Raw genomic sequence first — 26,436 nt, 5'->3', positions numbered from 1 at the left:
CCTCTTGAAGGGGAGGGCCAGATGCCGGACAAACCGCTCGAACGCGCAGAACTTGAGCTGCTGAACGTGATCGCCCAGCTTGGGGACGCGGGCGGGTCTGTCGATCGCGATTCGCTTTCGGTCGAGGCGCGTGGCAAGGGGCTCGAGGTGGGTCGCCCGCTGGTGCGCCTGAAAGAGATGGGCCTTGTTGAGGAGCACGAGCATCGCCCGTTCTTCCTTAGCCGGTTGTTCGGCGCCAAGGTGGTGATGCAGTTGCGCCTGAGTGCGGCGGCGCAGGCCCTGCTTGCCCCCGCTCCGCAGGAAGAACCTGTGCCCGCACCCCACGCCGCGGAGCCCGTCGATCTGCCCGCTGAAGCGCCGCCCGAGCCCGCAGCTACCCCCGAACCGGCACCCGTCGAAGAGGTCCCACCGGTCGAGGAGCGGCCTGTTGCGCCCGTGCGCGCCGCACCCAAGGCGCCGAAGGTTTCGGTCTCGGTCTTTACCGAGGATCTCGGCGGCGCGCCCTCGGATGACGCGACGCCTCTTGGCACCGAGGTCGATCCCGAAGTGCTGGCCGGGATGCGCGAACTGCTCGAAGGGTTCGGGATGGAGATGACCATGGCGGGCGAGGCGCTGGCCGCCGACCGGATGGCGCGCGGAGCCTCGGTGGGCGAGGCGCTGACGCAGGTCGTCATGTTCGCCTTCGCCCATGCGGTGCGCTACGATGTGCAGTCCGAAGGCGAGGTGCAGGCGCTTGGCCTCAACGATTACGCCATCGAAGTGATGCGCGAGATCGAGAAGCTGCGCGATGCAGGCGTGATCGGCGAGGAGCGTTTCGAGGAGGATATGCACCACCTCTGGGCCTTGGTGCAGGGCGGCGAGGAACGCCTGACCCGCGCCGAAGAGATGCTGCTTGACCCTGTCGGAGGGGCCGCCCCGCCGGCGCTGCTGCCCGAAGATCTGCGCCGCGCCGAAGAAGGCTGAGGCATCCGGCGAACTCGGCGCACTGTCGCCTTGCTGACCATTTGGTGAAAATTCCGTCCGACGCCTCTTGCCCCCGCCGCGTCGGCGCTATCCTTTACGTCGGGATGAAAGCCCTGACTATTCCATCTGCCGCTTGGATTCGGCATAAGTCGCAAGAAAGGAATCGCGATGCCGCAATCACTTCAAGCAGTCGCTCGCCAGTCGCTCTTGCTGGCGAACGTCCCGGCCCACGCGTTGGACCGTATTCTGGCGCAGGCCCGGATGCGCGAGCTTGAGCGCGGCGCGACGATCTTCCTGCAGGGCGAAACCGCGACCGGCGTCTATATCGTCGCCGAGGGTTGGGTGAAGCTCTATCGCATCGCGCCGAACGGGGCCGAGGCGGTCGTGGGGGTCTTTACCCGCGGCGACAGCTTCGGCGAGGCGGTCGCGTTCAAGAACGATCCCTATCCGGTCTCGGCGGAATGCGCGACGGATTGCCGCCTGATCCGTATCGACACCGAAGTGTTCTTGCGGCTGATCCAGAACGAGCCCGAGCTTGCCGTGGCGCTGCTGTCTGCGACCTTCGCACATCTGCATCGCCTTGTTGGTCAGATCGAGCAGCTCAAGGCGCAGACCGGGGCGCAGCGGGTTGCGGAATTCCTGCTTGATCTCGCGCCTTGCGGCGAGGGTAAGTGCGAGGTGACGCTGCCCTATGACAAGGTGCTGATTGCCGGGCGTCTGGGCATGAAGCCCGAAAGCCTGAGCCGCGCCTTTGCCAAGCTGCGCGATCAGGGCGTGCGCATCCGTCAGAACGTCGCGGTGATCGACGATATCTCGTTGCTGCGCGACTATTCCGAGGAAGACCCCGCGACCGCTTGGTCGAAGCCCTGATCGCTCAGGCGATCAGGTAAAGCCCCAGCAGGCCCGCGCAATAGATCGCCAGCACGATCGAAAAGCCGCGATGCCAGAAGGGCGCCTGTGCAAGCCCCAGATAGCGAGACAGGATGACCCGGGCCTTGGCCCAGGCCAGCACAAGGATCGTAGCTCCAGCAAGGGTGATGCCCACGCCCTCGATCCGCGCGACCGAAGTGGCGATGACGGTGGAGCCGAGCGAAAGCCCCACAAGCCAGACCCAGGCACGCATCAGCGGATCAGACAGCAGCTTCATCGCTTACCTCAACAGATAGATCACCGGGAAAAGCAGCACCCAGACCAGATCGACCATGTGCCAGAAGGCGGCGCCGACCTCGACCGTGCGCGGAGTGCAGCGGATGCCGACGAGGCCCAGGATGACGATCCCGGCGACGACATGCGCGGCATGAAAACCGGTCATCAGGTAATAGAAGGTAAAGAAGGTACTAGTCTCGATCCCGATGCCCTGCTGCGCCTTCTCGATAAACTCGAAGGTCTTGATCACCAGGAACACAACCCCGAGCAGCGAGGCCGCGGAAAGCCACATCCGGGTGCGGGCGATCCGGCCATGCTCGGCCGCGCGCACCGCCAGGGCGGCAAGAAAACCCGAGGTGACCAGGACCAGCGTGTTGATCCCCGCGGCCGCGCGATGGAGATGATCCTGCGCGCTCGCGAAGCCCGCCGGGTCGGTGATCCGAACGCTCAGGAAGGCCGCGAGCCCCGCCCCGAAGACAAGCAGTTCCGACACGATCAGCACCCACATCATCAGATCGCCGGGAAGCTGTTCGAGCGGATGGGCCTCGGGTGTCGTGTCGGTCATGCTCCCACCAGTTGCCGGTAGATCTCGGGGAGGGCGGCGGTCAGGTGATCGGGATGCGGGATCACGGCGAAGCCGCCGCGCCCGAAGATCCGCGGGAACCAGGACTTGCCCTCGCGGTCGATGGTGATGCCAAAGACCGAATGGCCCGCGCGGCGCGCCTCGAGCACCGCCATGCGGCTGTCCTCGATGCCGTGGCGGCCCTCGTAATGGTCGAGGTCGTTGGGCTTGCCGTCGGTGATTACCAGCAGCAGGCGCCGTTTGCGCGCCTGACGCGAAAGATCGGCCGAGCTGTGGCGGATCGCGGCGCCAAGCCGGGTGTAGAAGCCCGGGCGGAGCGAGGCGATACGCTCCTCGATCGCAGGGCCCATCGGCTCGCCGAATTCCTTGCAGTTCAGCATGTAGACCCGGTTGCGCTTGAGCGACGAGAACGCATGGATCGCGAAATCATCGCCGCAGGCATCAAGACCCCAGGCCAATGCGGCCAGCGCCTCGCGTTCGATGTCGATTACGGCGCGGCCCGACACGGCGCTTTCCGTAGAGCGCGACACATCGAGCAGGATCGACACCGCAAGATCGCGCTTGAGCGGGCGGGTCTGGCGCCAGATCCGCTCCGATGCTTCGCCGGTCGCCAGCAGGTCGGCACGCGCGCGAACGGCGGCCTCCATGTCCAGCTCATCGCCATCCAGATGCCCGGAGGTCGAGATGCGGCCGGGCCGCAGCGCTTCGAACTGGCGTTTGACCGCGCGGATGCGGCGGTTGGCGCGCGGGTCCGCACTGGGCGACGGCGCATCTGGCCGCACCTCGGCAGGGCTGGCAAAGACGCTGCAATGATCGGGCAGGTAGGCGCCCGTGCGCACATCCCATTCGGGGTAGAGGAACTTGCCCGCCAGGCGCTCGCGGTCCACATCTTCGGGCGCAAGGTCGAGGTGCAGCTTGAGCCGCGTCGCGGGCGCCTTGGAGATTTGCCCCAGCCCGATCTCTTCCTGATCGTCGGCGGCCTTCTTGGCGCTGTCGGGATCGTCGTCATCGACCCGGCGGTTGAGGTTGATGAATTCGGCCCAGCTCAGGATCGCTTCGAACTTGTGCAGGATGAAGCTGTCGTTGCGCTCAACCTGGTCGGCCTTGCGACGACGGGCGCGATGGGTCTTTTCTCCGGGGTTCTCGTCGATCAGGTTCTCTGACTCGGCATCGCGGGTCTCTACGGCGTTCTCGGCCGAGGTTTCGACGCGACGCAGATCGGGCCAGAGCGAGACCGGGCGCGCGGGCTGATAGCCGCGCGGCGTGCTCAGGGTGTTCAGCCGCCCCTCTTTCATCGCGGCCTCGTAGCCGCGCGCCATATCGGACAGCGGGGTCGAATCGCCAAGCGTCGCGCGGATCAGCGCCTCGACGGCCGCCTCGGCGGCGGGCAGCGAGGGGCGCGGGCGCAGCGCAAGCGTAGCGGCGCAAAGGTCGGAGTAGAGGCTGCGGAAGCCCGGCGCCTCGGTCAATGTGTCGGCCACCATGCGGCGCGCCAGCGCAATCCGCGCAAGATCGGCCTGCAAGAGATCCTCGGGCAGGGTGATGCCGCCCGGAGCGCGCGCCGAAATCGCGGCCAGCCAGACATATGTGGCGGCATTGGCCTCACGCGCGGGGAAAAGGGACAAGGAGACGGGAAGGCGCAGGGCCTCCCCATCAAGGCTTGCGCGCGGGAGGGCCTCGGCCTCGGTTCCCAGGCGGCGCAGGAAGGACAGCCGGTGGTGGCTGACCTCCTCGGACACCGGCCGGATTTCGCAGGCCGCAGCACCCCCCAGGGCGCGGAAAAGGACTGCCAGCCGTCCGCCGACCTCGGAGAGGTCGACACGGGCTCCGTCATACGCCTCGGGGGCGTCAAAACGGCTGGCAAGGGCGTGCCATAGTTTCCCGACGCTTTCTTCGGGTTCCCATGGCTCGAAGTCGATCCCGGTCACGGCTTGCCTCACCCGAAAATGGCCGTAACGAGATCGCGGAGCCCGCGTTTCACATCCTCATCATCCGAAAGGGGTTCGATCATCGCGGTGTCGATGGCCCGCTCGATCGGCATACCGCGCGCGATCAGCGTTGCGGCATAGACGACAAGGCGGGTCGAAACTCCCTCTTCCAGATCCTGCCCCTTGAGCGCGCGCAGCTTGCCCGCGAGCCGCACGAGCGGCTTGACGCGTTCCTCGGGCAGGCCGGATTCGCGGGCCACCACGGGGATTTCGTGCTCCGCGGCGGGGAAGTCGAACTCCATCGCGACGAAACGCTGACGGGTCGAGGGTTTCAGGGTCTTGAGGATATTCTGATAGCCGGGGTTATAGGAGGCAACCAGCATGAAGCCGGGCGCGGCCTCCAGTTCCTCGCCGGTGCGGTCGATCGGCAGGATCCGGCGGTCGTCGGTGAGCGGGTGCAGCACGACGGTGACGTCCTTGCGCGCCTCGACCACCTCATCGAGATAGCAGATCGCGCCTTCGCGGACGGCGCGGGTCAGGGGGCCATCGACCCAGACGGTCTCGCCACCCTTGAGCAGGTAGCGACCGATCAGGTCGGCGGCGGAAAGATCATCGTGGCAGGCAACCGTGTAGAGCGGCCGGCCAAGCTTGGCCGCCATATGGGCGACGAAGCGGGTCTTGCCGCAGCCCGTGGGGCCCTTGAGCAAGACGGGAAGATCGCAGGCGGCGGCAGCGGCAAAGACGTCGCATTCGTCGCTCTGGGGGAGGTAGAAGGGGGCTGCCGCCCCCTCCTTCGTGATGTTGTGCGCGTTCATATCCTGATGTCCTGTCTTGGGTTGCATCACTCGGCCGGAGCGGCTGAGGTGATCACCTCACGCCGAGGCTTCGCCAGAGCGTAGATGAACAGCAGAGCGCCGACCACGACCGCCACGCCCGAGCCGAAGCGCATGACGTAGAAGACCCAGAGTTGCTCCTGCACGTCCATGAAGCCATCGCCCAGAACCCGCTGCATGTGCGTCTGCACCGTGCCAGCGAAGGTCAGCGTGAAGGTCATGAAGGTCATGCCGCCCGACATCAGCCAGAACGAGGCCATGTTGAGCACCTGGTTGTAGGGATCGCGGCCACGCAGGATCGGGATAGCGTAGCTCATGATCGCCAGGTTCAGCGAGACATAGGCGCCGAAGAAGGCAAGGTGGCCGTGCGCCGCGGTGATCTGCGTGCCGTGCGAGTAGTAGTTCACCCCGTGCAGCGTGTGCAGGAAGCCCCAGACACCGGCACCGAAGAAGGCGAGCGTGGCACAACCGAGCGACCACAGCAGGGCGGCCTTGTTGGGGTGGTCACGACGGCCTTTCCAGACCATGACGAAGGCAAAGGCCATCATCGCGAAGAACGGAATGATCTCAAGCGAGCTGAAGATCGAGCCGATCCACTGCCAGTAGCCCGGTGCGCCGATCCAGTAGTAGTGGTGACCGGTACCAAGGATGCCCGAGAAGAGCGCGGCAGCAACGATGACATAGAGCCATTTTTCCACGATCTCGCGGTCCACGCCCGTCAGCTTGAGCATCAGGTAGGCGAGAATCGCGGCCATGATCAGTTCCCACACGCCTTCAACCCACAGGTGGACGACGTACCACCAGTATTGTTTGTCGAGCGCGAGGTTCGACGGGTTGTAGAAGGCGAAGAGGAACAGCAGCGCCAGGCCCCAGAGGCCAAGCAGCAGGATGTTGGTGATGGCGGTCTTGCGACCCTTCAGCACCGTCATCGAGACGTTGTAGAGGAAGATCAGCGCGGCAACGACGATACCGGCCTTCACCCACATCGGCTGCTCAAGGAACTCGCGCCCCTCTTTGCCAAGCAGGATGTTCCCCTCAAACAGGTTGAAGGTGTAGGTGATGACTGCGCCAAGCGTGCCGACAACCAGAATGATCAGCTGAATGTAGGCCAGCTTGACCGAGTGGATCTCACGCTCGGATTCTTCCGGAATGAGGAAGTAGGCAGCGCCGAAGAAGCCGGTGATCAGCCACACGACAAGCGCGTTGGTGTGCAGCATCCGCCCGATGTTGAAGGGCAGAACCTCGGACAGGAAGTTCGGCGAGACGTAGATCCAGCCGATGACGAGCCCCATTGTGACCTGGATCAGAAAGAGGCCCAGTGCCACGCCCATATAGGCCAAGGCGATTTTTTGCGATTCGTATTTCATGATGGTTCTCCCTCAGCCCGCATCATTCGGCGGCCAGTCCTGGGCGTCGATAGTATCGACCCAGAGCAGGAAGTCGGCGAGCTGCTGATACTCTTCGTCCGTCAGATTGAATTGCGGCATCTGACGGCGGCCTTCGATGCCCGTGGGCATCGCATCCATCCAGGCCTTCAGCGATTCCATCGCTCCCTCATGGTCGGCCGGATCGACGCCCCAGCGGGTCATCACATTGGCCAGTTCGGGGGCGAAATAGGCGCCTTCACCAAGGATGGTGTGGCAGTTGATACAGGCTTTCTCTTCCCAGATCCGCTTGCCCGCCTTGACCGAGTCCGTAAGTGTGGCTTCGTTGGTCGAGGTGGTACGGATGTACATGTGGGTCTGCGCCGAGAGGCCCAGGAAGATGATGATGAAGAACAGTGACCCGCCATAGAATATGTTTCGGGCCATGCTCTTGGTCATGACTTCGCGCATTGCGCTCTCCTTTTCGGAGCGGTTGATCGGTCTGCCCAGATGACAGAGCCTGGGGGGTAGCCGCCTTAACGAAAGTCAATCGTTCGTGAACTGTGCGTGATCACGAACGATGCGGCGGGACGGGCGGGGCCGGTTCGCGCGGCGCGCGGGGCGCGGTCAGGATCGGCCCCATTGCCGCCAGCGCAAGGCTGAAGCCTGCCAGCCACAGAAGGCCCGCAGCGATCGTCAGCAGGGGTTCGAGCGTGCCCGCCTGCGGGGCCAGCCAGCGCAGGACCGCAGCCGACGGGATCAGCGCATAGGCGATTGCAACCGGACGCGGTGCGATCAGGGGGCGCCCGGTGTGCCCAAGGCTTGCACGGCTAAGCACTGACAGGATCATCCCGCCCGTCCCGCCGATTCCCAACAGGTGAATCGCCGCTATTTCAGAACCGATTCCCATCCATGACAGCCCAAGGGCAATCAGACCAAGCCCGAGCAGGCCGTAGGACAGGTGCAGCGTCCACAGAATCGCGAAGGGGCGCGTCCAGCGACTTTGCCAGCGCGCAAGCCGGATCAGCGCCAGCGCCCCGGCGATGCAGGCCGCCGCGCCCGGAATGACCTCGGGTATCGGCAGGGCGGCGAGGCCAGCGGTGGCGATTGCCGCAGCACTTCCTGCAAGATCAAGTCGCCCACCGCTTGCGGGCAGGTCGTGCTCGCGCCCGGTGCGGATCATCGCGTTGCGGGTAAAGGCGGGGGTCACGCGCCCGCCGATCACCGCGATCAGCGCGACAAGTGCGAGCAGCGCAACCCGCAGCCCGCGCCCGGAATCGCCCCAGCTCCAGCCCATCCAGTCGGCCTGAACCAGAAGCTCTCCCGCCCAGATCAGCGCCAGGACCGCCAGCAGGATCACGTTTTGCGGTTTGGGCCGCTTGAATAGCAGCATCGCGATTCGCGCCCCCAGAAACGGCAGGAAGGCGAGACAGATGATTGCAACGACACCGGGGGGCAGAAGCCCCGAGAACCACACCGCGATCCGAGCGGCCAGCCAAAGCGCCGCGGCCGTACCTATGAAACGCGACCGCGCGCCGGCGGCGCCGGTCCAGTTCGGCACGGCAGTCAGAAAGAATCCGCCGACGGCCGCCGTGGCAAAGCCAAAGATCATCTCATGCGCGTGCCAGTGCATCGCCGCCGGAGCAAAGGGAAATTCGGTCGAGCCAAGACCCATCAGGTCTGCGCTGTAGATCCACAGCCAGACGCCAAGCAACACGATCGCGCTGATCAGTGTGGCCAGAAAGAAAATCCGAAAACTTTCCGAGAGGATGCGTGCGAATACGCTCATGGGGGTGCCTTCCAGGTTCTGGATCGCACGGCGACCCGAAAACAACATGTCCTCCCGACCATGAGTCGGCGCCTCTCGCTCGACCTTAACGAAAGTCAAAATTCGGCGCGCCGGAGCGGCTTTTTCGTAACATATTGCAATAATTAGAAGTTTTTGCGCGGGATCGGACCATCAAACTGACCTCACAGAAACTTGACTTTGGTCAATGTATCTCGCGCCCTCTCCGGGCAGTGTCGCACCTGCCTCATCGCCCCCACAGGAGAGTGATCATGTCACTTGAGAGAATTACGAAACGCTTCGGCCTGGGCTCGGTCGCCAGCCTCGCGGTGCTGCTCACCGGCGTGGCGCTGCCTGCCTTTGCCCAGGAGGCCCCGACGCTGAGCCCGGAAGCCTTCGAGCATTCCAAAGAGATTTACTTCCAGCAGTGCGCGGGTTGCCACGGTGTTCTGCGCAAAGGCGCCACCGGTAAGAACCTCGAGCCGCATTGGAAGAAAACCGCAGCCGACGGCACCGTCACCGAGGGCGGCACGCTGCAGCTTGGTCAGGAACGCCTTGAAAAGATCATCTCCTTCGGCACCGAAGGCGGGATGAACAACTTCTCGGACATCATGTCCGAGCAGGAAATCAAGGACATGGCGACCTACATCCAGATGGATGCGCCCAAGCCCCCGGAGTGGTCGCTTGAGCAGATGAAAGCCAGCCGCAAGGTCTATGTCGATCCGAAGGACTACCCGACCGAGCCGCTGCACGGCCGCAACTGGGAAAACTTCTTCGTCGTGATCGAGCGTGACGTCGGCAAGGTTGCCATCGTCGACGGCGACACCAAGGAAGTCGTGACCCACATCCCGACCGGCTACGCCGTGCACGTGATCAAGGCCTCCGAGCACCACAACACCGAGCACACCGAAAACCCGGGCCGCTTCTGGTACACCATGGGCCGCGACGGCAAGATGACCAAGATCGACCTCTGGCAGACGCCCGAGAAGATGCTGGTCGCCGAGGTTGACATCGCCCATGACGCACGTGACGTGGCCGTTTCGGGCGACGGCAAGTACGTGATCGGTGGGGGCTACTGGCCGCCGCACTTCGTGATCGCCGATGCCGAGACCATGGAACCGCTCAAGGTCGTCTCGACCCGCGGTATCAACGTCGACGGCAACTATGTCGAAGAAGCCCGCGTGGCCGCCATCTACACCACCCCGAACGAGCCGACCTTCCTGGTGGCCGTGAAGGAACTGGGTCAGATGTGGCAGGTGGACTACTCCGATCTCGACAACCTGCGCATCGAGGCAATCAACTCGGCCAAGTTCCTGCACGATGGTTTCTTCGATACCACCGGCCGTTACTTCCAGATCGCCGCGAATGCCTCGAACAAGATGGTCGTGGTCGACACCAAAGATCGCAAGCTTGAAGCGATGATCGACGTCGGCGCGCTGCCGCACCCCGGCCCGGGCGCCAACTGGGATGACCCGAACTGCGGCCCGGTCGCCGGCACCACCCACCTGGGTGAAGGCACCGTGACCGTTTGGGGCAACGACCCCGAGGGCCATGCCGACCAGGCGTGGAAAGTCTGCTACACGGTCGAGACGGACGGCCCCGGCCTGTTCATCCGCACCCATCCGAATTCGAAGTACGTCTGGGCTGACCAGACCAAGCACCCGGATCCGGAAGTGCAGCAGTCGATCCAGGTCATCGACAAGGCGACCGGCGAAATCGCCAAGACTATTCAGGTCACGGACGAAGCCGGTAGCGCTGCGGTTCACTTCGAGTTCAACAAGGACGGCACGGAAGTGTGGGTGTCCAAGTGGAACATGAGCGACTCGAAAGAGCCGAACGGTGAGATGGTGATCTACGACGCCGAGACGCTGGAAGAGAAAGCCCGCGTGAAGGGCCTCTATGCCCCGACCGGCAAGTTCAACGTCTACAACCGCACCAATCACGTGACCTGATAACGGGTTACGTGCAGCGGGCCGCCTCGGATACCGGGGCGGCCCCTTTTCTTCCCATGCATAGGGCTGGACGGGTGCTGCCAGACGCCAAGACCCCTCCGCCGCGCAGGAGCGATCATGTCTGACGACACTACCGAATCCAAAAAAACCGGCCGCCTTTGGCGCCGCTACGTCTATTTCGGCGTGCCCGTCATGGGCGCAGCCGCAGCCTTCATCGCTGGGATCGTCTTCTGGGGCGGCTTCAACACCGCGATGGAAGCCACCAACACGATGCCATTCTGCATCTCGTGTCACGAGATGGAGGATAACGTCTATGCCGAATACAAGGGAACCATCCACGACGTGAACCGTTCGGGGGTGGGCGCGGTCTGTTCGGACTGTCACGTGCCGAAGGACTGGACGCATAAGATCATCCGCAAGATCAAGGCTTCGAAAGAGGTTTGGGGCAAGCTGACCGGCTCGATCTCGACGCCCGAGAAGTTCGACGCCAAGCGGCTTCATCTGGCGATGAACGAATGGGAGCGGATGAAATCGTCGGATTCGCGCGAGTGCCGCAACTGTCACGATTTCGAATCCATGCTGCCCGAAAAGCAGCGCCCGCGCGCGCGCCAGCAGCACATGAATGCGATCGAGACGGGCCAGACCTGTATCGACTGCCACAAGGGGATTGCGCACACGAATGTGCGTGACCGCGCCGACGAGGAATACCTCGCCCAGCTCGAAGCCCCGAATCCGAAGTTTGCCCGCGAGATCCCGCAGGAATACCTTGAGAGCCTGGCGCGGATCGAAGCGAAAGAGGCCGCCGAGGCCGAAGCTGCCGCGGCAGCTGCCACGGCCGCAGAAGAGGCCGTTGTGGCGCGCATTGCCGCTGCGGTCGAACAGGCCAAGGCTGCTGCCAGCGGTGGCGATGCGGGGGCTTCCGCCTCGGCTGCTCCTGCAGCTTCGAGCGGAACCGCCGACGTCGGGATCGACTGGGGCAAGGCGAGCCCGATTACGGTGACCATGTTCTACCCGGGTCAGGCCAGCTTCGAATGGGTGCAGAACGGCAAGACGCATGGCGGTGCTCGTCCGTTCACCAAAGGCGGCGACAAGTGCTCGACCTGCCACGCCAAGGAACTCCCTGCGATGGGTCAGAAGATCGTGACCGGCGAGAAGGCCGAGCCGACCCCGATCCCAGGCAAGCGCGGTTCGATCGACGCGTCGCTTCAGGCGACCCACGATGCCGAGAACCTCTATCTGCGCCTTCAGTTCAAGGCCGCGGCGCATACGCCCGTGCCCTTCGTCGAAGGCGGCAAGATGGATCCCGAAAACCCGGTCAAGGTTGCCATGATGATCGCGGGTCAGGGCATCGAGTATGTCGAGCAGGCCGGTTGCTGGGCGACCTGCCACAACGACAGCCGCTACATGCCTGACGCTCCGGAAGCGGACGCTCTGGCGGCGGCAGGGGATGTCGCGCAGCGCATCGGCGCCAGCGAGTTTGTCTCGAAATACATCGCGGAATCGCGTACCGAGATCGAGCTGAAGGGGCGTAACAACGCACCGCTCGGTGGATGGGACAAGCTGAAGTCCGAGGATGAGATCGCGGCCTATCTCGATGGCGGCACCTTCATGGACCTTCTGCGCGCCAACCCGACCGGCGGCAACAACGGCCACATCCTCGATGCACGCCGTGTGGATGAGGGCGCACCGATCGACACCTCGGTCACGCTGGAAGGCGACACCTGGACCGTGGTCATCAAGCGGCCGCTCGACACCGGGGCGCCGGGCGATGTGAAGATCGAGGCTGGCAAGGTCTACACCGTGGGCTTCGCGATCCACGACGACTTTACCACCGCGCGCTTCCACCATGTCTCGATGGACTGGCGACTGGGGCTTGACGATCCCAACGTGGAAATCAACGCCACGGCGCAGTGACAAGGACGGGGCGGCGGGGTAACCTGCCGCCCTTCTCCTTTTCCGGATGGAGTATTGACGATGAAAGCCATTCTTCCGATCGCCCTTGCCGCGCTCTGGGCCGCGCCGGCCCTAGCCGAGACCGACCCTGTCAAGATCGCCGCGATCTGCACCGAGGCAGAGGAGCGCTATGCCGAGATCTATGGCCACCCTTCGGCGGAAGCAGAGGGTGTCGAGGTCGTTCTGATGTACAAATACACCTTCTGCCCGATCGAGGTCGAAGTTCCTGCGGGCACCACGATTCGCTGGGTGAACGTGGACAAACGCACCTCGCATTCGACCTGGTTTCGCGATGCGGGCGAGCCCGAAAGTGAGCGCCTGTTCCCCGAAGAAACCGCAGAGCAGACCTTCGATATCCCCGGCGAATGGGGCTATCTGTGCGGCCCGCATTGGGAAAGCCGCGACATGATTGGCAAGGTCATCGTCAAGCCCTAGCAGGAAATTCCACCTGGATCGGCCAAGATTGACTTCCGTCAAGATAATCGCGGGTCAGTTTTGGCATGGTCGGTTGGAGTAATTCCAAGCAGAGGACGTGACATGGGTAACATAGGGACGGTTACACTTGTCGGCGCAGGTCCGGGCGACCCGGAATTGTTGACCCTCAAGGCGGCGCGGCTGATCGGCTCCGCCGATGTCGTGGTCTATGACCGGCTTGTCGCCGCCGAGATTCTGGCGATGATTCCGCCGGAGGCCGAGCGGGTGAACGTTGGCAAGAGCACGCATCACCACCCGGTGCCGCAAGAGGAAATCAACGAAATTCTCGTGCGTTACGCGCAGGCGGGCCGCAACGTGGTGCGCCTCAAGGGAGGCGATCCGTTCATCTTCGGCCGTGGCTGCGAAGAAACCGCGCGACTGGCCGAGGCCGGTGTGCCCTTCGCCGTGGTGCCGGGCATTACCGCGGCACAGGGGGCTTCGGCCTCCACCGGGGTGCCGCTGACGCATCGTGGTCTCGCGCGTTCGGTGCGCTACATCACCGGCCATTGCAAGGCCGACGAGATGCTCGATCTCGACTGGGCGGGGCTTGCCGACCCGGAAACCACGCTCGTTTTCTACATGGGCAAGGCAACCATCCGCCTGATCGCGACGCAGCTGATGGCGCATGGGCTGGAAGGATCGACCCCGGTCATGGCGGTCGCCTCGGCCACCACCGCGCAAGAGCAGCGCCTCGATTCCCGGCTTGACCGGATCGAGGGAGATCTGGCGCGCTCGGACCTCGAAAGCCCGGTGATCTTCATCGTGGGCGCGGTTGCGGGCCTCTCGGGGCGCACCAGCGCTGGCTGCCTGTGCACGGCCGTTCTGGCCGATCCCGGCGCGGAGCGGTGCCATGCCTAAGATGCTCGCCGCCGCCGTCCTGCTGTTGCTTGCGATCACGCTGCCGGCCACCGCCGAAGTGGTGGGGCCGGAGCGCGCGGCGCAGCTTGAGCATCTGGTCGTCCAGGATTGCGGCTCGTGCCACGGGCTGACGCGCAAGGGGGGGCTTGGCAGTCCGCTGACCCCCGAGGCGCTGGAGGGCCAGGACCGCGAACTGATCGCCACTGTTATTCTCGACGGTGTGCCCAATACCGCGATGCCGCCCTGGCGCCCGCTGATGAGCGAGGCCGAGGCCTACTGGATCGCCGATTACCTGCTGAAAGATCAAAACCAATGAACCGTCTTGCTGCTTTCCTGCTGTGCACCGCCCTCACCGCCCCCGCATTCGCGCAAGAGTTGCGCGCCACCGGCGATCTGGGGGTCGTGGTCGAACGCGCGACGGGCTCGGTGCTGATTGTCGATCAATCCGAACGTGCCGCGATTGGCCGGGTCGAAGGGTTCGGCGATCTGTCGCACGCCTCGCTGGTCTTTTCGGCGGACGAGCGTTTTGCCTATATCTTCGGTCGCGACGGCGGGCTGACGAAGCTTGACCTGCTGACGCAGCAGATCGTCGGGCGCGTCGTGCAGGCGGGCAACTCCATCGGCGGTGCGATTTCCGACGATGGCAAGCTGATCGCGGTTGCGAATTACGAACCCGGCGGCGTGAATATTTTCGATGCCGAGACGCTGGAGCAGCTCGTGGCGATTCCCGCGGGTGGCAAGGCGCTTGGGCTGGAAGACGCGCCGGGCCGCAAGTTTGTCTTCTCGGTCTGGGATACGGGCGAGACGAAGATCGTCGACATGTCGGGTCCCGAGCCCAAGATCACCACGCTGAGCAACATCGGCGCCGAGCCTTACGATGCGCTGGTGACCGATGATGGACGCACCTATATCGCCGGGCTGTTCGGCGAGGACGGGCTGACCTCGATCGACCTCTGGGCCGAAGTGCCCGAGCCTCGCCGCATCCTGCCCCAATACGGGCGCGGCAAGGAGGAGATGCCGGTCTACAAGATGCCGCACCTCGAAGGTTGGGCGAAAGCGGGCGACCAGATCGTGCTGCCCGCGATCCACCACCACGAAGTGCTCTGGATCGATTCGCGCACTTTGGAAGAAACGGGCCGAACCGCCACTCACGGACAGCCGGTCTTTGCCATGGCGCGCCCCGGTGGGCGGCAGGTCTGGGTTAATTTCGCTCATCCCGACAACGATACTGTTCAGGTCATCGATTCGATGACGCATGAGGTTGTCGGCGAGATGAAGCCCGGCCCTGCCGTGCTGCACATGGAATTCACCTCGCGCGGGACCGAAGCCTGGGTCTCGGTGCGGGACGAGAACAAGGTGGTGATCTATGACACCACCACCTTGGAACCCATCGGCGAGATCGCGGCCGAGAGCCCCTCGGGGATCTTCTTCACCGCGCGCGCCCACAGACTGGGATTGTAATCATGGCATTTCTGACGCCCCTCGACATGCGCCTTCTGGATGAATGGCAGCGCGACCTGCCGCTGGTGGCTCGCCCCTTTGCGACCATGGCGCAGATGCTGAACGAGACCGAGGAAGAGGTGCTGATGCGCCTGGTGCAGCTGCGCGACAGCGGCACCATGGCCCGTGTGGGTGCGACCTGTCGGCCCAATACCGTTGGTGCGTCGACGCTCGCGGCGCTCGCGGTGCCCGAGTGGCGTATCGAAGAGGTGGCGCAGATCGTCGGGTCCGAGCCGGGCGTCAACCATTCCTACCTGCGCGAGGATGAGTGGAACATCTGGTTCGTCGCCACCGCCCCCGATGCCGACAGCCTTGCCGAGATCCTTGAGCGTATCGCTGAACGCAGCGGGTTGCGGGTGCTGAACCTGCCCTTGCAGCGGGCGTTCAACGTCGATCTTGGTTTCCGCCTGGAGGGGCCGCGCCATGTGCTCAAGCTCGATCAGCCCGCCGATCTCGATGCGATCCGCGACGGCGATCGCGCGATCCTGCAGGCGCTGACCGATGGCTTGCCGCTTGTGCCCCAACCCTTCGCCGAGATTGGTGCCCGTCTTGGCATGACCGAGGATGAGGTCATCGCACGTATCGCCGCGCTCAGCGAGGCGCGTATCATCACCCGAATGGGCATCATCGTGCGCCACCGGGCACTTGGCTGGCGCTCGAACGCGATGGTGACCTGGAAGATGCCGCTTGATCAGGTCGAGGCCGCGGGCAAGGCGCTGATCGGTCATCCCGGCGTGACGTTGTGCTATGAGCGCCGCCTGTCAGAAGGGTGGGAGCATCCGCTGTTTTGCATGGTGCACGCCAAGACCCGTTCCGAGGCGCTTGAGGTTATCGCGGGAGCCGCCGCGCTGCCTGAACTGGCCGGTGCCGAGCCGCGCGTGCTGTTCTCGGTCCGCTGCTTCAAGCAGACTGGGGCGATGCTTCAGGCCCGCCCTGCTCTGGAGGCTGCCGAATGAGACGCGCGCCGCTTTCGCCCGATGTGCTCGACGCGGAGGATCGCAAGATCCTGAACGCGCTGCAGGACGGTTTTCCGATCGCTCCGCATCCTTTCGCCGTTGCGGCAGAGCAACTGGGGTTGGAGGAAAAGGACCTGATCACCCGCATCCGCCACCTGCGCGAACTTGGCGCGATCACGCGGTTCGGGCCGTTCTACGATGCTGCCGCCATGGGTGGAGCTTTCTGCCTTTGCGCGATGGAAGTCCCCGAGGCCGAATTCGAGCAGGTCATGACTTTGGTCAATGCCCATCCGGAGGTCGCGCACAATTATGAACGCACGCACCGGCTGAACATGTGGTTCGTGCTCGCGGCGGAGACGCTCGAAGGGATCACGCAGGCAGCCGATGCGATCGAGCGGGAAACGGGGATGTGCGTCCACCGTTTCCCAAAGCTCGAAGAGTTCTTCATCGGCTTTCGGGTTCCGGCATGAGTATCGACGCTATCGACAGACGTATTATCGCAGCGACCCAGGCCGGGCTTCCGGTCACCTCCGAGCCCTACGCTGAGATCGCGGGGCAGCTGGGGTTGGATGTCGAAGTGCTGATGGCGCGGATGCGCGCCATGCAAGAGCGCGGCGTGATCCGCCGCATCGCGCTTGCCCCCAACCACTACGCGCTTGGCATGACGGCGAACGGCATGTCTGTTTGGGATGTGCAGGACGACCGGGCGACCGAACTTGGTGCGCAGGTCGGCGCGCTCGATTTCGTCTCGCATTGCTATCTTCGTCCGCGCGCCGAGGGCTGGCCCTACAACCTCTTTGCCATGGTCCATGGCTCTTCCCGCGACGAGGTCGAGGCCAAACGCGCCGTGATCTCCGATCTTCTTGGTCCCGCCTGTCGGGCCAAGGATATCCTCTATTCCACCCGTATCCTGAAAAAGACCGGATTACGTATCCGGGGAGAGGGCTGATCCATGTTCCGTCTGACGCAATACATGCGCGAGCTTGTCGCGCCGACCCCGGTGCGCGAGCGCCGTGGCCCCGTGAAGCCTGTGGTGATTTGGAACCTCACGCGGCGCTGCAACCTGCGCTGCCGGCATTGCTATACCACCTCGGCCGACACCCATTTCCCGGGCGAGTTGAGCCACGAACAGGCGATGGGCGTGCTGGACGACCTGAAGGCGTTCGGCATTCCGGCGCTGATCCTGTCGGGGGGCGAGCCGCTCTCGCGTTTCGACTTCTTCGAACTGGCCGAGCGCGCGAAAGAGCTGAACTTCCGTCACCTGTCGCTGTCCACCAACGGCACGCTGATCAATGCCGAGAATGCCGGGCGCATCGCCGATCTGGGCTTTGACTACGTTGGGATCTCGCTTGACGGGATCGGTGCGACGAACGACTGGTTCCGCGGCCTCGACGGCGCTTTCGACGCGGCGTTGGTCGGCGTGCGCGAGTTGCTCAAGCGGAAGGTCAAGGTGGGGCTGCGCTTCACCATCACCGCCGACAATGCCGAACAGATGCCCGCAATGATGGACCTGTGCGATCGCGAGGGCGTGGACAAGTTCTACCTGTCGCACCTCGTCTATGCCGGGCGCGGCGACAAGCACCGGGGCGAGGATACCGAACACGCCCGCACCCGCGCGGCGATGGACGAGTTGCTCGATCGCGCCTGGATCGCCGTGGCCGAGGACATGCCGCTGGAGATCGTCACCGGCAACAACGACGCCGACGCTGTCTATTTCCTGCGTTGGGTCGAGAAGAACTTCCCCGAGAAGGCCGAGCATATCCGCGCCCATCTCGAGGCCTGGGGCGGCAACAGCTCGGGTCTGGGTGTGGCCAATATCGACACGCAGGGGCGGGTGCATCCCGACACCTACTGGTCGGATTACACCGTCGGCTCGATCAAGGAGCGCCCCTTCTCCGAACTGTGGACCGGCGATGACCAGATGCTGGCGACTTTGCGCACCCGGCCGCGCCCGCTCAAGGGTCGCTGCGGCGCCTGCGCCTACAAGTCGGTCTGCGGCGGCAATACCCGCATTCGCGCGCTGCAACTGACCGGCGACCCCTGGGCGGAAGACCCCGCCTGCTATCTCTCCGCGTCGGAAATCGGCCTTGAGGCCGATGGCCCGCGCGTGACCGTCACTCCGTTCCGAGGCAAGAGCCATGATCCGCAGCATCGTTTCTTCTGACCGTCTGGCAGGCGCCATCGCGCTGGTTCTGGCCGCAACCGGACCCGCGCTGGCCGAGCCCGACCCACAGGCGCTGTTTGCCGAGCATTGCGCCGCCTGCCACGCCGAGAACCGCCTGGGCGGCACCGGCCCCGCGCTGATCCCCGAGACGCTTGGCCGCATGTTCGGCCCGGCGCTGGAAAAGGTGATCAGTGACGGCCGTCCCGCGACGCAGATGGCGGGTTTTGCCGAAACGCTCGCCCCCGAGCAGGTCGCCGCCATCGCGCGCTATCTGGAAACCCCGCTGGCCGAGACCCCGCGCTGGAGCGTCGAGGATGCCAATGCCAGCCGCGATCTGTCGGCTGACTACAAGGCTGCCGAAGCGCCGGTCTTCACCGCCGATCCGATGAACATCACGCTGGTTGTCGAAACCGGGGACCACCATGTCTCGGTTCTCGATGGCGACACGTTCGAGGTGCTCGACCGCTTCGCCACGCCCTTCGCGGTGCATGGCGGGCCCAAGTTCAGCCCCGATGGGCGCTATGTCTTCGTGATGTCGCGCGACGGCTGGGTGCAGAAATACGATATCTGGTCGCTCCAGGTTGTGGGGCAGGTGCGCGCAGGCCTCAACAGCCGCAACATCGCCATGTCGGGCGATGGCAAGTGGCTTGCGGTTGCGAACTACCTGCCGCAGACGCTGACCATCCTCGCGACCGAGGATCTGGGCGTGCAGAAGATCATCGACGTGACCGGGTCGGGCGGAGTGCCCTCGCGCGTGTCGGCGGTCTATCAGGCTCCTCCGCGTGAAAGCTTTGTGCTTGCGCTCAAGGATCTTCCGCAGGTCTGGGAAGTCTTCTACGGCGACAACCCGCCGGTGCAGGGCTTTGCCCATGACTACCGCATGGAACCCGCGATCAAGACGACCGAGCGCTTCCCCGTGCGCAAGATCCCGGTCTCGGACATCATGGACGACTTCTTCTTCGATCTCAGCTACACCAACCTGATCGGCGCCTCGCGCGACGGGGCGCGCGGGCTGGTGCTGGATCTCGATATCGGCAAGGAAGTGGCCGAGGTCGATCTGCCGGGGATGCCGCATCTTGGGTCGGGTATCACCTGGCCGTGGAACGGCACGACCGTCATGGCCACGCCGCATCTGAAAGACCCGGCGATCTCGGTCATCGATATGGAAAGCTGGAAGACGGTGAAGCGGATCGAGACGCTCGGCCCCGGCTTCTTCATGCGCAGCCATTCGAATTCGCCCTATGCCTGGGCCGATGTGTTCTTTGGCCCGAACAAGGACAAGATGCACATCATCGACAAGGAGACGCTCGAGATCGTCAAGACGCTCGACCCTGAGCCGGGCAAGACCGTGGCGCATGTCGAATTCACCAAGGACGGCGACGAGGCGCTTGTCTCGATCTGGGAAGACGACGGGGCTGTTATCGTTTACGATGCCAAGACGCTCGAAGAGATCAAGCGCCTGCCGATGAAGAAGCCTTCGGGGAAATACAATGTCTGGAACAAGATCAGCTTCGAAGCCGGAACCAGCCACTGAGCCCGCGGGCCCGCGGCTGAGCCGGCTGGCGATCCTGCTCTATCCGTTCACGGCGGCAGCGGTGGCGATCAACCTCTATCTTCTGGGGCTGATGTGGCAGCGCCTTGGCCTGCCCGCGATCCCGCCGCTGACCGCGCTGTGGGTCTCGATCCCGCTTGGCGTCCCGGCGACCTGGCTGGCGGCGAAATGGGTCAAGGGCCTGATCGACGAAGCCGAAGGGCGCCGCTGAACCCCTGTTGAGAAAAGTCAAAGAAACGATCCGCGTCGGGCAATAGCCTGTGCGCGGAAACGACGATTCACCGAAGGACAGGACGATGCCGCGCGCAAGCCAACTTGATGATCTGCGGACCAGCTTCGGCGAACAAAGCGTTGCCGAGGAAATCCGTCGCGACGAGGTCCGAGCGCTGTTTGATCGCATCGCCCCGCGCTACGACCTGATGAACGACTTGATGAGCTTCGGCACACATCGGCTGTGGAAGCGCAAGGTGATTTCCCGCGCGCTGCATCATCTTCAGCCGGGCGAGGCGCCGATCGTCGATCTTGCGGGCGGCACCGGCGATCTCGCGATTGCGCTGCGGGCGGCTCTGCCCGGGCGGCGCATCATCGTGACCGACCCTTCGGCGGGGATGCTGGGCGTTGCGCGCGAGCGGGCGGGGGATGCGCTCGAATATCTTCAGGCGGCGGGCGAGGATCTGCCCCTGTCCCCGGCGTCGGTCGCGATGGTGACGCTCTCGTTCGGGCTGCGCAACATGAGCGATCCGGCACAGGGCCTGCGCGAGGTTGCACGGGTGCTGGCGCCGGGCGGGCATCTGGTGCTGCTGGAATTTTCCAAGCCAGATCCGTGGTTTGCCCCTTTCTATGGCGTTCACGCGCGCCATGTGATCCCGCGGCTTGGCGCCCTTGTGGCGCGCGACCAGGGCGCCTACCAATATCTTGTCGAGTCGATCGAGCGCTTCCCCGCGCGGCAGGACATGGCGCGCGAGATTGCCGCCGCCGGGCTGGAGCTGGTTGAGGAACGCGCCTTCGTCTTTGGCGTGGCCCGGATGCAGATAGCGAAGAAACCGCAATGACCCAAAGCATGTCCGACGTCAGAGAGCGCCTTGCAAGCCTGCCGCGCCCGGCGCTCTGGATCATGGCGGCGCGGTTCAAGACGGTCAGCCTGTCGCTGATGCCGGTGTTGGCCGGAAGCTGGCTGGCGGCGGGGCAGGGGCTGTGGCGGCCCGATGTGACGCTGGCGGCGATGCTGGCCGCGGCCGCGATCCAGATCGGCACCAACCTGTGGAACGATGCCGCCGATGCCGAGCGCGGCGTGGATCGCGACGACCGGCTTGGCCCGCCGCGCATGACCGCACTTGGGCTGCTGAAAGCGCCTCAGGTGCGGCGCGGGGCACTGGCGGCCTTTGGTGTCGCCGTGCTTGCAGGGCTTTACCTGACAGCGCTTGGCGGCTGGCCCATCGTGGCGATCGGGCTTGCGTCGCTGGCCTTCGGCTATCTCTACTCGATGGGGCCCTACCCGATGTCGGGCCTGCCCTTTGGCGAGGCGCTGGTGATCCTGTTCTTTGGGCTCGTGGCGGTTTCGGGCACGGCCTGGCTGCAAGGTGTTGCGCCGCTTGCGCCGCAGACGCTGGCGCTTGGGGCGATGATCGGTCTGCCGGGCGCGGCGGTTCTGATGCTCAATAACCACCGCGACCGGGCGCAGGACGCGCGCGCCGGGCGCCGCACGCTGGCTATCGTGATCGGCGACCGCCCCTCGCGGCTGGTGTATTTCGCCTTCCTGCTGGGCGCGCTGGCGGTGGCGGCCTGGCTTCGGCCCGCGCTGACGCTGGCTCCCGCGGGGCTGCTTGCACTTTGGCTCGGCCATGCGATGTGGCACTGGCCGATCTCGGCGCGGCTGAACCGGCTGATCGCGCAGACCGCGCTGTTCCAGATGCTGCTGCTGATCGGCGTCATCGCCGCCTGAGCCGATGCGCAAAAGGAAAGGGCCACCGAACGCCCGGTGGCCCCCGAGGGATGCTTGAACCGCAGGGACTCAGTTCATCGCACCCGCACGCTTGACGGGCAGTTCGATCGCAACCTCGCCCGCCTTTTCGAAGACCAGAGTGACGGGCACCTGCGCGCCTTCTTCCAGCGTTTCGGTCAGATTGATGAACATCAGGTGCAGCCCGCCGGGCTGGAGTACCGCCTCGCCGCCCGCGGGAATGTCGATTGCGTCAACCTGACGCATCCGCATCATGCCGTTGTCATGCACGTGGGTGTGCAGTTCGGGTTGGGTGCAGGCGGGCGAGCGGAAAGCTACAAGCCGGTCCTCGGGGCCGGTCGAGCGGATGGTCATGAAACCCGCTCCAGCGGCCGCAACCATGGGCGATGCGCGCATAAAACCGCCCGAAATCTCAAGCCCGGGCGCGGTTGCCTCCTGTGCGAGGGCGCCAATTGGCGCAAGAACAAGCATCATTGCGCAGCCAAAGATCGCGGAACGTCGTTTCATCGGGGGCCTCTTTTCCGGAATGATCGAGGCATATCAGGTGCCTCGCCGACAACCTGCGTCCAAACTGGTATTCAAGCCTTAACATATGTCAAGGCGACTCCCTCACCTACATGTGAAGAGAGTCGCGGCGCAGCTTACGGGCCGTCTGCGTCATCGGGAAACGCGTCCAACGCAAACGGCTCGAAAGCGAGGGCAAACAATGGTCAAGACCATTCACAAGCGCCTGCTTGCCACGACGGGAATCGTGGCCATGAGCATGGCTATGAGCGCTTCTGCGGAAACGCTCGACGAGGTGATGGCGCGGCGCGGCCTGACCCAGCAGGATCTGGTCTCCGCGGCGAAAACCTACACCCCGACCGGCGGGCGCGATGAGTTCATCGTGTTCTCCTCGGGCGGTCAATCGGGCCAGGTCATGGTCTATGGCGTGCCGTCCATGCGTATTCTGAAATACGTCTCGGTGTTCACGCCCGAACCGTGGCAGGGCTACGGCTTCGACGAGGAATCGAAAGCGATCCTCGAGCAGGGCAAGATCGACGGGCGGGAAATCCAGTGGGGCGATACCCACCACCCGGCGATCACCGAGACCAACGGCGACGTCGATGGCGAATACCTGTTCATCAACGACAAGTCGGCTCCGCGCGTCGGCGTGATCTCGCTGCATGACTTCGAAACCCAGCAGATCGTCGTCAACCCGATCCTGCAATCCGAACACGGCGGCACCTTCGTGACCCCGAACTCGGAATACGTGATCGAGGCCGCGCAGTATCCGGGCGTTCTGGGCCGCGGCTATGCGCCGCTGTCGCAGTTCAACGAAAAGTTCCGCGGTGCTGTCACCTACTGGAAGTTCAACCGCGAAAAAGGCCGCATCGAGCCCGAGAACTCGTTCTCGATCGAACTGCCGCCCTACAGCCAGGACTTGTCTGACGCCGGTAAGCTCGTGTCGGATGGCTGGTCGTTCACCAACTCGTTCTGCGCCGAACGCTATGTCGGCGGCATCGAGTCGGGCCGTCCGCCCTTCGAGGCCGGCTGCTCGCAAAACGACACCGACTATCTGCACATCATCAACTGGAAGAAGGCAGAAGAGGTCTACAAGGCCGGCAAGGTTACCATGATCAATGACCACCCGGTCATCAGCATGGAAACCGCGATCGCCGAGGGCCTGGTGTACCTTGTCGCCGAACCGAAATCGCCGCACGGCGTGGACGTTTCGCCCGACGGGAAATACATCATCGTCGGCGGCAAGCTCGACACGCAGGGTTCGGTCTACTCGTTCGAGAAGATCAAGGCTTCGATCGATGCCGGCAAGTTCAGCGGCACGGACCCCTATGGTATTCCCGTGATCGCCATGGAAGACGCGATCCACACGCAGGTGCCGCTCGGCCTTGGTCCGCTGCATACCCAGTATGACAGCAAGCCTTGCGTCGTCTACACCTCGCTCTACGTGGACAGCCAGGTTGCCAAGTGGGACTATTGCGAAGGCAAGGTGCTCGACAAGATCTCGATCCACTACAACATCGGCCACCTCGTGGCGATGGAAGGCGAGACCGTCAATCCGAAGGGTAAATACCTGATCGCCCTGAACAAACTGGCGATCGACCGGTTCAACCCCGTGGGCCCGCTGCATCCGCAGAACCACCAGCTGATCGATATCTCGGGCGACAAGATGGAACTGCTCTACGATATGCCGGTGCCGCTGGGTGAACCCCACTACGCCACCGCCATCTCGGCCGAGAAGCTCCAGCCGCTGGTCCGCTACAAGTACGGTACCAACTCGCGCACGGGCGAACGGCACGAAGGCGCGGTGCGTCCGGGCCAGGAGCGCATCGAGCGTGACGGCACGAACGTCAAGGTCTACATGACCGCGATCCGTTCGCACTTCACCCCGGAAATCGTGGAAGTGAACGAAGGCGACACCGTCGAGTTCATCATCACCAACTCCGAGCGTGCAGAAGACGAAACCCACGGCTTCTCGGTTTCGACCTACAACGTCAACTTGTCGCTTGAACCCGGCAAGACCGCGACCGCGAAGATCGTCGCCGACAAACCCGGTGTCTTCTCGTACTACTGCACCGAGTTCTGCTCGGCGCTGCACCTCGAGATGACCGGCTTCCTGGCCGTGCGTCCGAAGGGCTACGTCGAAGAGGCCGGTGCTGTGACCGAGGGTCAGACCTACAGCAAGGATGACTACGACAAGCAGACCGCGAACAACGTGGCGACGCAGGAAGTCATCGACTCGGTCGTGACCTACATCACCGAGCGCAACTTCAAGGACTTCCCGGAAGTTGTCTCGCTGGTGGAAGACGCGACCGACCAGCTGAACTTCGCCGCTGAGGCCAAGGCCAAGGCCGAAGCCGCAGCCGAGAAGGAAGACTGGCAGAACGCGACCCTCTGGGCCGGTCAGTGGTGGCAGTACCAGGTTAAAGCCGCCGATATCGGTCTGCGCGCCAAGAACTTCCTGGATGAGCATGGCGCTGTGAAGCAGTGACGTGATCCTGGGCGGCGGCCATCAGGGCCGCCGCCTTCTTCCCTGCCAGATACGAGGATTGCGCCAATGCGTCCCATCTTGAACAGCCTTCTCGCCGCGGCGCTTACGTGCGTCGCAATGCCCGCACTCGCTGAAGGCCCGGACGAGGGCAAGAAGATTTACATGACCAAGTCCTGCATGGCCTGCCATGGCATGAAGGGCGCCAAGCCGGTGATGACCTATCCCGCGCTGGCCGGTCAGAATGAGAAATACCTGCTGCAGCAGCTCAAGGATATCAAGGCGGGTAAGCGCCTGGGGACCGTTGACGAGACGACGGGCCATCCTTTCGTGCAGGGCATGATCGATGTCATGCATCTGGTGACCGACGACGATCTGAAGAAGGTCTCCAAATATCTGGCCGATCAAGCGCCCGGCGCGCCCAAGCCGCTGGACCCCCCGCCCGATGCCGAGACGCTCGCTGCGGGTGAAAAGGCGTTCAACTCGCTTGGTTGCAAGTCGTGCCACGGCGCCGAAGGCAGCAAGCCTACCAGCAAGAATTATCCCTTCGTCGCCGGTTTGAACCGCGACTACCTCATCCGCGCGATGACCGAGATGCGCGACAAGGTGCGCGTCAACGGTCAGTCGAAGCTGATGTTTGGCACGATCAAGAAGGCCTCGGACGAAGACATTTCTGTCATCGCCACCTGGCTGTCGCAGATCGACCGTTCCGCAAAATGAAAGGACCAGCCATGAAAGCCACTCTTCTTTCCGCCGCTCTCGTCGCGCTGGCACTGCCCGCGCTGGCTGCGGGCACTGTCGACACCTCGTCGTGGAACCAGGGCGGGGGTGAACAGGATGAAGCGCTGCACCTGACCCCGAACTACGAGAACGGGATCGAGGTCTATGAGGTCTGCTCGGCCTGCCACCAGCTGAACGGTTGGGGCCTGGACGACGGCACCTTCCCGCAGATCTCGGGGCAGCACTACACCGTCATCATCAAGCAGCTCGCCGATATTCGCGCGCTGAACCGCGACAACCCGACGATGTATCCCTTCGCGCTGCCCTCGGAAATTGGCGGCTCGCAGGCGATCGCGGACGTGGCCGAGTATATCTCGAAGCTGCCGATGAACCCCAATAACGGCGTCGGCAAGGGCGACGATCTGGAGTTGGGTGCGCAGCTTTACAAGGACAACTGCGTGCGTTGCCACGGTGAGAACGGCGAAGGCGACAACGACAAGTTCTATCCCCGCATCCACGGCCAGCACTACAACTACCTTGTGCGTCAGTATCAGTGGATCAAGGAAGGCAAGCGCCGGAACGCCAACCCGGACATGGTGCAGCAGATCCAGACCTTTACCGAGCGTGACACCCTGGCGGTGCTCGACTATGTCTCGCGCCTGAAGCCGCCGGCGGAACTGGTCGGCGATCCGGATTGGGTCAACCCCGACTTCGACTGGTAAGACCATGCGCCGGGCGGGATTGCTTTCCCCGCC

Annotated in this window: 27 protein-coding genes; 19 read left to right on the top strand and 8 right to left on the bottom strand. The window is 64.0% G+C overall.

Annotation, left to right across the window (positions count from 1 at the left end):
* Positions 1 to 21: 21 nt before the first annotated feature.
* Positions 22 to 963, top strand: coding sequence for a hypothetical protein (locus KTQ37_RS03035; RefSeq protein ID WP_218628977.1), 942 nt, complete (start codon positions 22 to 24; stop codon positions 961 to 963).
* A 168-nt stretch (positions 964 to 1,131) separates the two neighbouring features.
* The gene (locus KTQ37_RS03030) at positions 1,132 to 1,833 is read left to right on the top strand and encodes a Crp/Fnr family transcriptional regulator (RefSeq protein WP_218628976.1); all 702 of its coding nucleotides are present in this window, start codon (positions 1,132 to 1,134) and stop codon (positions 1,831 to 1,833) included.
* A 4-nt stretch (positions 1,834 to 1,837) separates the two neighbouring features.
* Here KTQ37_RS03030 and KTQ37_RS03025 read toward each other — a convergent pair whose 3' ends face one another.
* The 7 genes from KTQ37_RS03025 to KTQ37_RS02995 all read right to left on the bottom strand — a co-directional run bounded on the left by KTQ37_RS03025 (position 1,838) and on the right by KTQ37_RS02995 (position 8,606).
* Entirely contained in the window at positions 1,838 to 2,110 is a 273-nt protein-coding gene (locus KTQ37_RS03025; RefSeq protein ID WP_218628975.1) for a nitric oxide reductase F protein, read from the bottom strand.
* 3 nt (positions 2,111 to 2,113) lie between these two features.
* Positions 2,114 to 2,674: a cytochrome c oxidase subunit 3 family protein gene (locus KTQ37_RS03020; protein WP_218628974.1), complete on the bottom strand. Its 561-nt coding sequence runs from the start codon at positions 2,672 to 2,674 to the stop codon at positions 2,114 to 2,116.
* On the bottom strand, positions 2,671 to 4,620 hold the full coding sequence (locus tag KTQ37_RS03015) for a nitric oxide reductase activation protein NorD (protein ID WP_218628973.1): 1,950 nt from the start codon (positions 4,618 to 4,620) through the stop codon (positions 2,671 to 2,673). Before KTQ37_RS03015 ends, KTQ37_RS03020 begins: the two co-directional genes overlap by 4 nt.
* An 8-nt stretch (positions 4,621 to 4,628) precedes the next feature.
* Positions 4,629 to 5,435, bottom strand: a complete 807-nt coding sequence (locus KTQ37_RS03010) for a CbbQ/NirQ/NorQ/GpvN family protein (RefSeq protein WP_218628972.1) — start codon at positions 5,433 to 5,435, stop codon at positions 4,629 to 4,631.
* Positions 5,436 to 5,461: 26 nt separating this feature from the next.
* Positions 5,462 to 6,820 carry a cbb3-type cytochrome c oxidase subunit I gene (locus KTQ37_RS03005; RefSeq protein ID WP_218628971.1) on the bottom strand — a complete coding sequence of 453 codons (1,359 nt, stop codon included), beginning with the start codon at positions 6,818 to 6,820 and terminating at the stop codon, positions 5,462 to 5,464.
* 12 nt (positions 6,821 to 6,832) lie between these two features.
* Complete coding sequence (locus KTQ37_RS03000) at positions 6,833 to 7,288, bottom strand: c-type cytochrome (RefSeq protein WP_218628970.1); 456 nt, start codon at positions 7,286 to 7,288, stop codon at positions 6,833 to 6,835.
* A 100-nt stretch (positions 7,289 to 7,388) separates the two neighbouring features.
* Positions 7,389 to 8,606, bottom strand: coding sequence for an NnrS family protein (locus KTQ37_RS02995; RefSeq protein ID WP_236021016.1), 1,218 nt, complete (start codon positions 8,604 to 8,606; stop codon positions 7,389 to 7,391).
* 269 nt (positions 8,607 to 8,875) lie between these two features.
* Between KTQ37_RS02995 and KTQ37_RS02990 the strand changes: the two genes are divergently transcribed.
* The 14 genes from KTQ37_RS02990 (at position 8,876) to menA (ending at position 21,954) form a co-directional block, all read left to right on the top strand.
* A complete protein-coding gene (locus KTQ37_RS02990) occupies positions 8,876 to 10,555 on the top strand; it encodes a cytochrome D1 domain-containing protein (RefSeq protein ID WP_218628968.1) in 1,680 nt (559 codons plus the stop codon).
* A 117-nt stretch (positions 10,556 to 10,672) separates the two neighbouring features.
* On the top strand, positions 10,673 to 12,469 hold the full coding sequence (locus KTQ37_RS16920; RefSeq protein ID WP_301654107.1) for a NapC/NirT family cytochrome c: 1,797 nt from the start codon (positions 10,673 to 10,675) through the stop codon (positions 12,467 to 12,469).
* A gap of 60 nt (positions 12,470 to 12,529) precedes the next feature.
* Positions 12,530 to 12,943: a cupredoxin domain-containing protein gene (locus tag KTQ37_RS02980; protein ID WP_218628967.1), complete on the top strand. Its 414-nt coding sequence runs from the start codon at positions 12,530 to 12,532 to the stop codon at positions 12,941 to 12,943.
* A 102-nt stretch (positions 12,944 to 13,045) separates the two neighbouring features.
* Entirely contained in the window at positions 13,046 to 13,840 is a 795-nt protein-coding gene (gene cobA, locus KTQ37_RS02975; RefSeq protein WP_218628966.1) for a uroporphyrinogen-III C-methyltransferase, read from the top strand.
* Positions 13,833 to 14,156 (top strand): c-type cytochrome, encoded by a 324-nt coding sequence (locus KTQ37_RS02970; protein WP_233676775.1) that lies wholly within the window; start codon positions 13,833 to 13,835, stop codon positions 14,154 to 14,156. The genes cobA and KTQ37_RS02970 overlap by 8 nt, the downstream gene beginning before the upstream one ends.
* Complete coding sequence (locus KTQ37_RS02965; RefSeq protein ID WP_218628965.1) at positions 14,153 to 15,301, top strand: cytochrome D1 domain-containing protein; 1,149 nt, start codon at positions 14,153 to 14,155, stop codon at positions 15,299 to 15,301. Before KTQ37_RS02970 ends, KTQ37_RS02965 begins: the two co-directional genes overlap by 4 nt.
* A gap of 2 nt (positions 15,302 to 15,303) precedes the next feature.
* Entirely contained in the window at positions 15,304 to 16,296 is a 993-nt protein-coding gene (gene ahbB / locus KTQ37_RS02960; protein ID WP_218628964.1) for a siroheme decarboxylase subunit beta, read from the top strand.
* A complete protein-coding gene (locus tag KTQ37_RS02955) occupies positions 16,293 to 16,766 on the top strand; it encodes an Lrp/AsnC family transcriptional regulator (RefSeq protein ID WP_218628963.1) in 474 nt (157 codons plus the stop codon). The genes ahbB (KTQ37_RS02960) and KTQ37_RS02955 overlap by 4 nt, the downstream gene beginning before the upstream one ends.
* On the top strand, positions 16,763 to 17,245 hold the full coding sequence (gene ahbB / locus KTQ37_RS02950; RefSeq protein ID WP_218628962.1) for a siroheme decarboxylase subunit beta: 483 nt from the start codon (positions 16,763 to 16,765) through the stop codon (positions 17,243 to 17,245). The genes KTQ37_RS02955 and ahbB (KTQ37_RS02950) overlap by 4 nt, the downstream gene beginning before the upstream one ends.
* Positions 17,246 to 17,248: 3 nt before the next feature.
* Positions 17,249 to 18,460 carry a heme d1 biosynthesis radical SAM protein NirJ gene (nirJ, locus tag KTQ37_RS02945; RefSeq protein WP_218628961.1) on the top strand — a complete coding sequence of 404 codons (1,212 nt, stop codon included), beginning with the start codon at positions 17,249 to 17,251 and terminating at the stop codon, positions 18,458 to 18,460.
* Positions 18,435 to 19,994, top strand: coding sequence for a cytochrome D1 domain-containing protein (locus KTQ37_RS02940; protein ID WP_218628960.1), 1,560 nt, complete (start codon positions 18,435 to 18,437; stop codon positions 19,992 to 19,994). The genes nirJ and KTQ37_RS02940 overlap by 26 nt, the downstream gene beginning before the upstream one ends.
* A complete protein-coding gene (locus KTQ37_RS02935; protein ID WP_218628959.1) occupies positions 19,951 to 20,223 on the top strand; it encodes a hypothetical protein in 273 nt (90 codons plus the stop codon). The genes KTQ37_RS02940 and KTQ37_RS02935 overlap by 44 nt, the downstream gene beginning before the upstream one ends.
* Before the next feature lie 85 nt (positions 20,224 to 20,308).
* Positions 20,309 to 21,064, top strand: coding sequence for a ubiquinone/menaquinone biosynthesis methyltransferase (locus KTQ37_RS02930; protein ID WP_218628958.1), 756 nt, complete (start codon positions 20,309 to 20,311; stop codon positions 21,062 to 21,064).
* Between the two features lie 8 nt (positions 21,065 to 21,072).
* The gene (gene menA / locus KTQ37_RS02925) at positions 21,073 to 21,954 is read left to right on the top strand and encodes a 1,4-dihydroxy-2-naphthoate octaprenyltransferase (RefSeq protein WP_218628957.1); all 882 of its coding nucleotides are present in this window, start codon (positions 21,073 to 21,075) and stop codon (positions 21,952 to 21,954) included.
* 69 nt (positions 21,955 to 22,023) lie between these two features.
* On the opposite strand, the gene KTQ37_RS02920 is transcribed toward menA, so the two are convergent.
* Positions 22,024 to 22,479, bottom strand: a complete 456-nt coding sequence (locus KTQ37_RS02920; protein WP_218628956.1) for a copper chaperone PCu(A)C — start codon at positions 22,477 to 22,479, stop codon at positions 22,024 to 22,026.
* A gap of 199 nt (positions 22,480 to 22,678) precedes the next feature.
* On the opposite strand from KTQ37_RS02920, the gene nosZ reads away from it, so the two are divergent.
* The 3 genes from nosZ to KTQ37_RS02905 all read left to right on the top strand — a co-directional run bounded on the left by nosZ (position 22,679) and on the right by KTQ37_RS02905 (position 26,403).
* Entirely contained in the window at positions 22,679 to 24,964 is a 2,286-nt protein-coding gene (gene nosZ, locus KTQ37_RS02915; RefSeq protein WP_218628955.1) for a Sec-dependent nitrous-oxide reductase, read from the top strand.
* Positions 24,965 to 25,081: 117 nt separating this feature from the next.
* Positions 25,082 to 25,681, top strand: coding sequence for a c-type cytochrome (locus KTQ37_RS02910; RefSeq protein WP_218628954.1), 600 nt, complete (start codon positions 25,082 to 25,084; stop codon positions 25,679 to 25,681).
* Between the two features lie 11 nt (positions 25,682 to 25,692).
* Positions 25,693 to 26,403, top strand: coding sequence for a c-type cytochrome (locus tag KTQ37_RS02905; protein ID WP_218628953.1), 711 nt, complete (start codon positions 25,693 to 25,695; stop codon positions 26,401 to 26,403).
* The last annotated feature ends 33 nt before the right edge of the window (positions 26,404 to 26,436 follow it).

Source organism: Sedimentimonas flavescens (assembly GCF_019264375.1).
In the GTDB taxonomy this organism is placed as follows: domain Bacteria; phylum Pseudomonadota; class Alphaproteobacteria; order Rhodobacterales; family Rhodobacteraceae; genus Rhodobacter; species Rhodobacter flavescens.
This window is presented reverse-complemented; position numbering and strand designations above follow the sequence as displayed.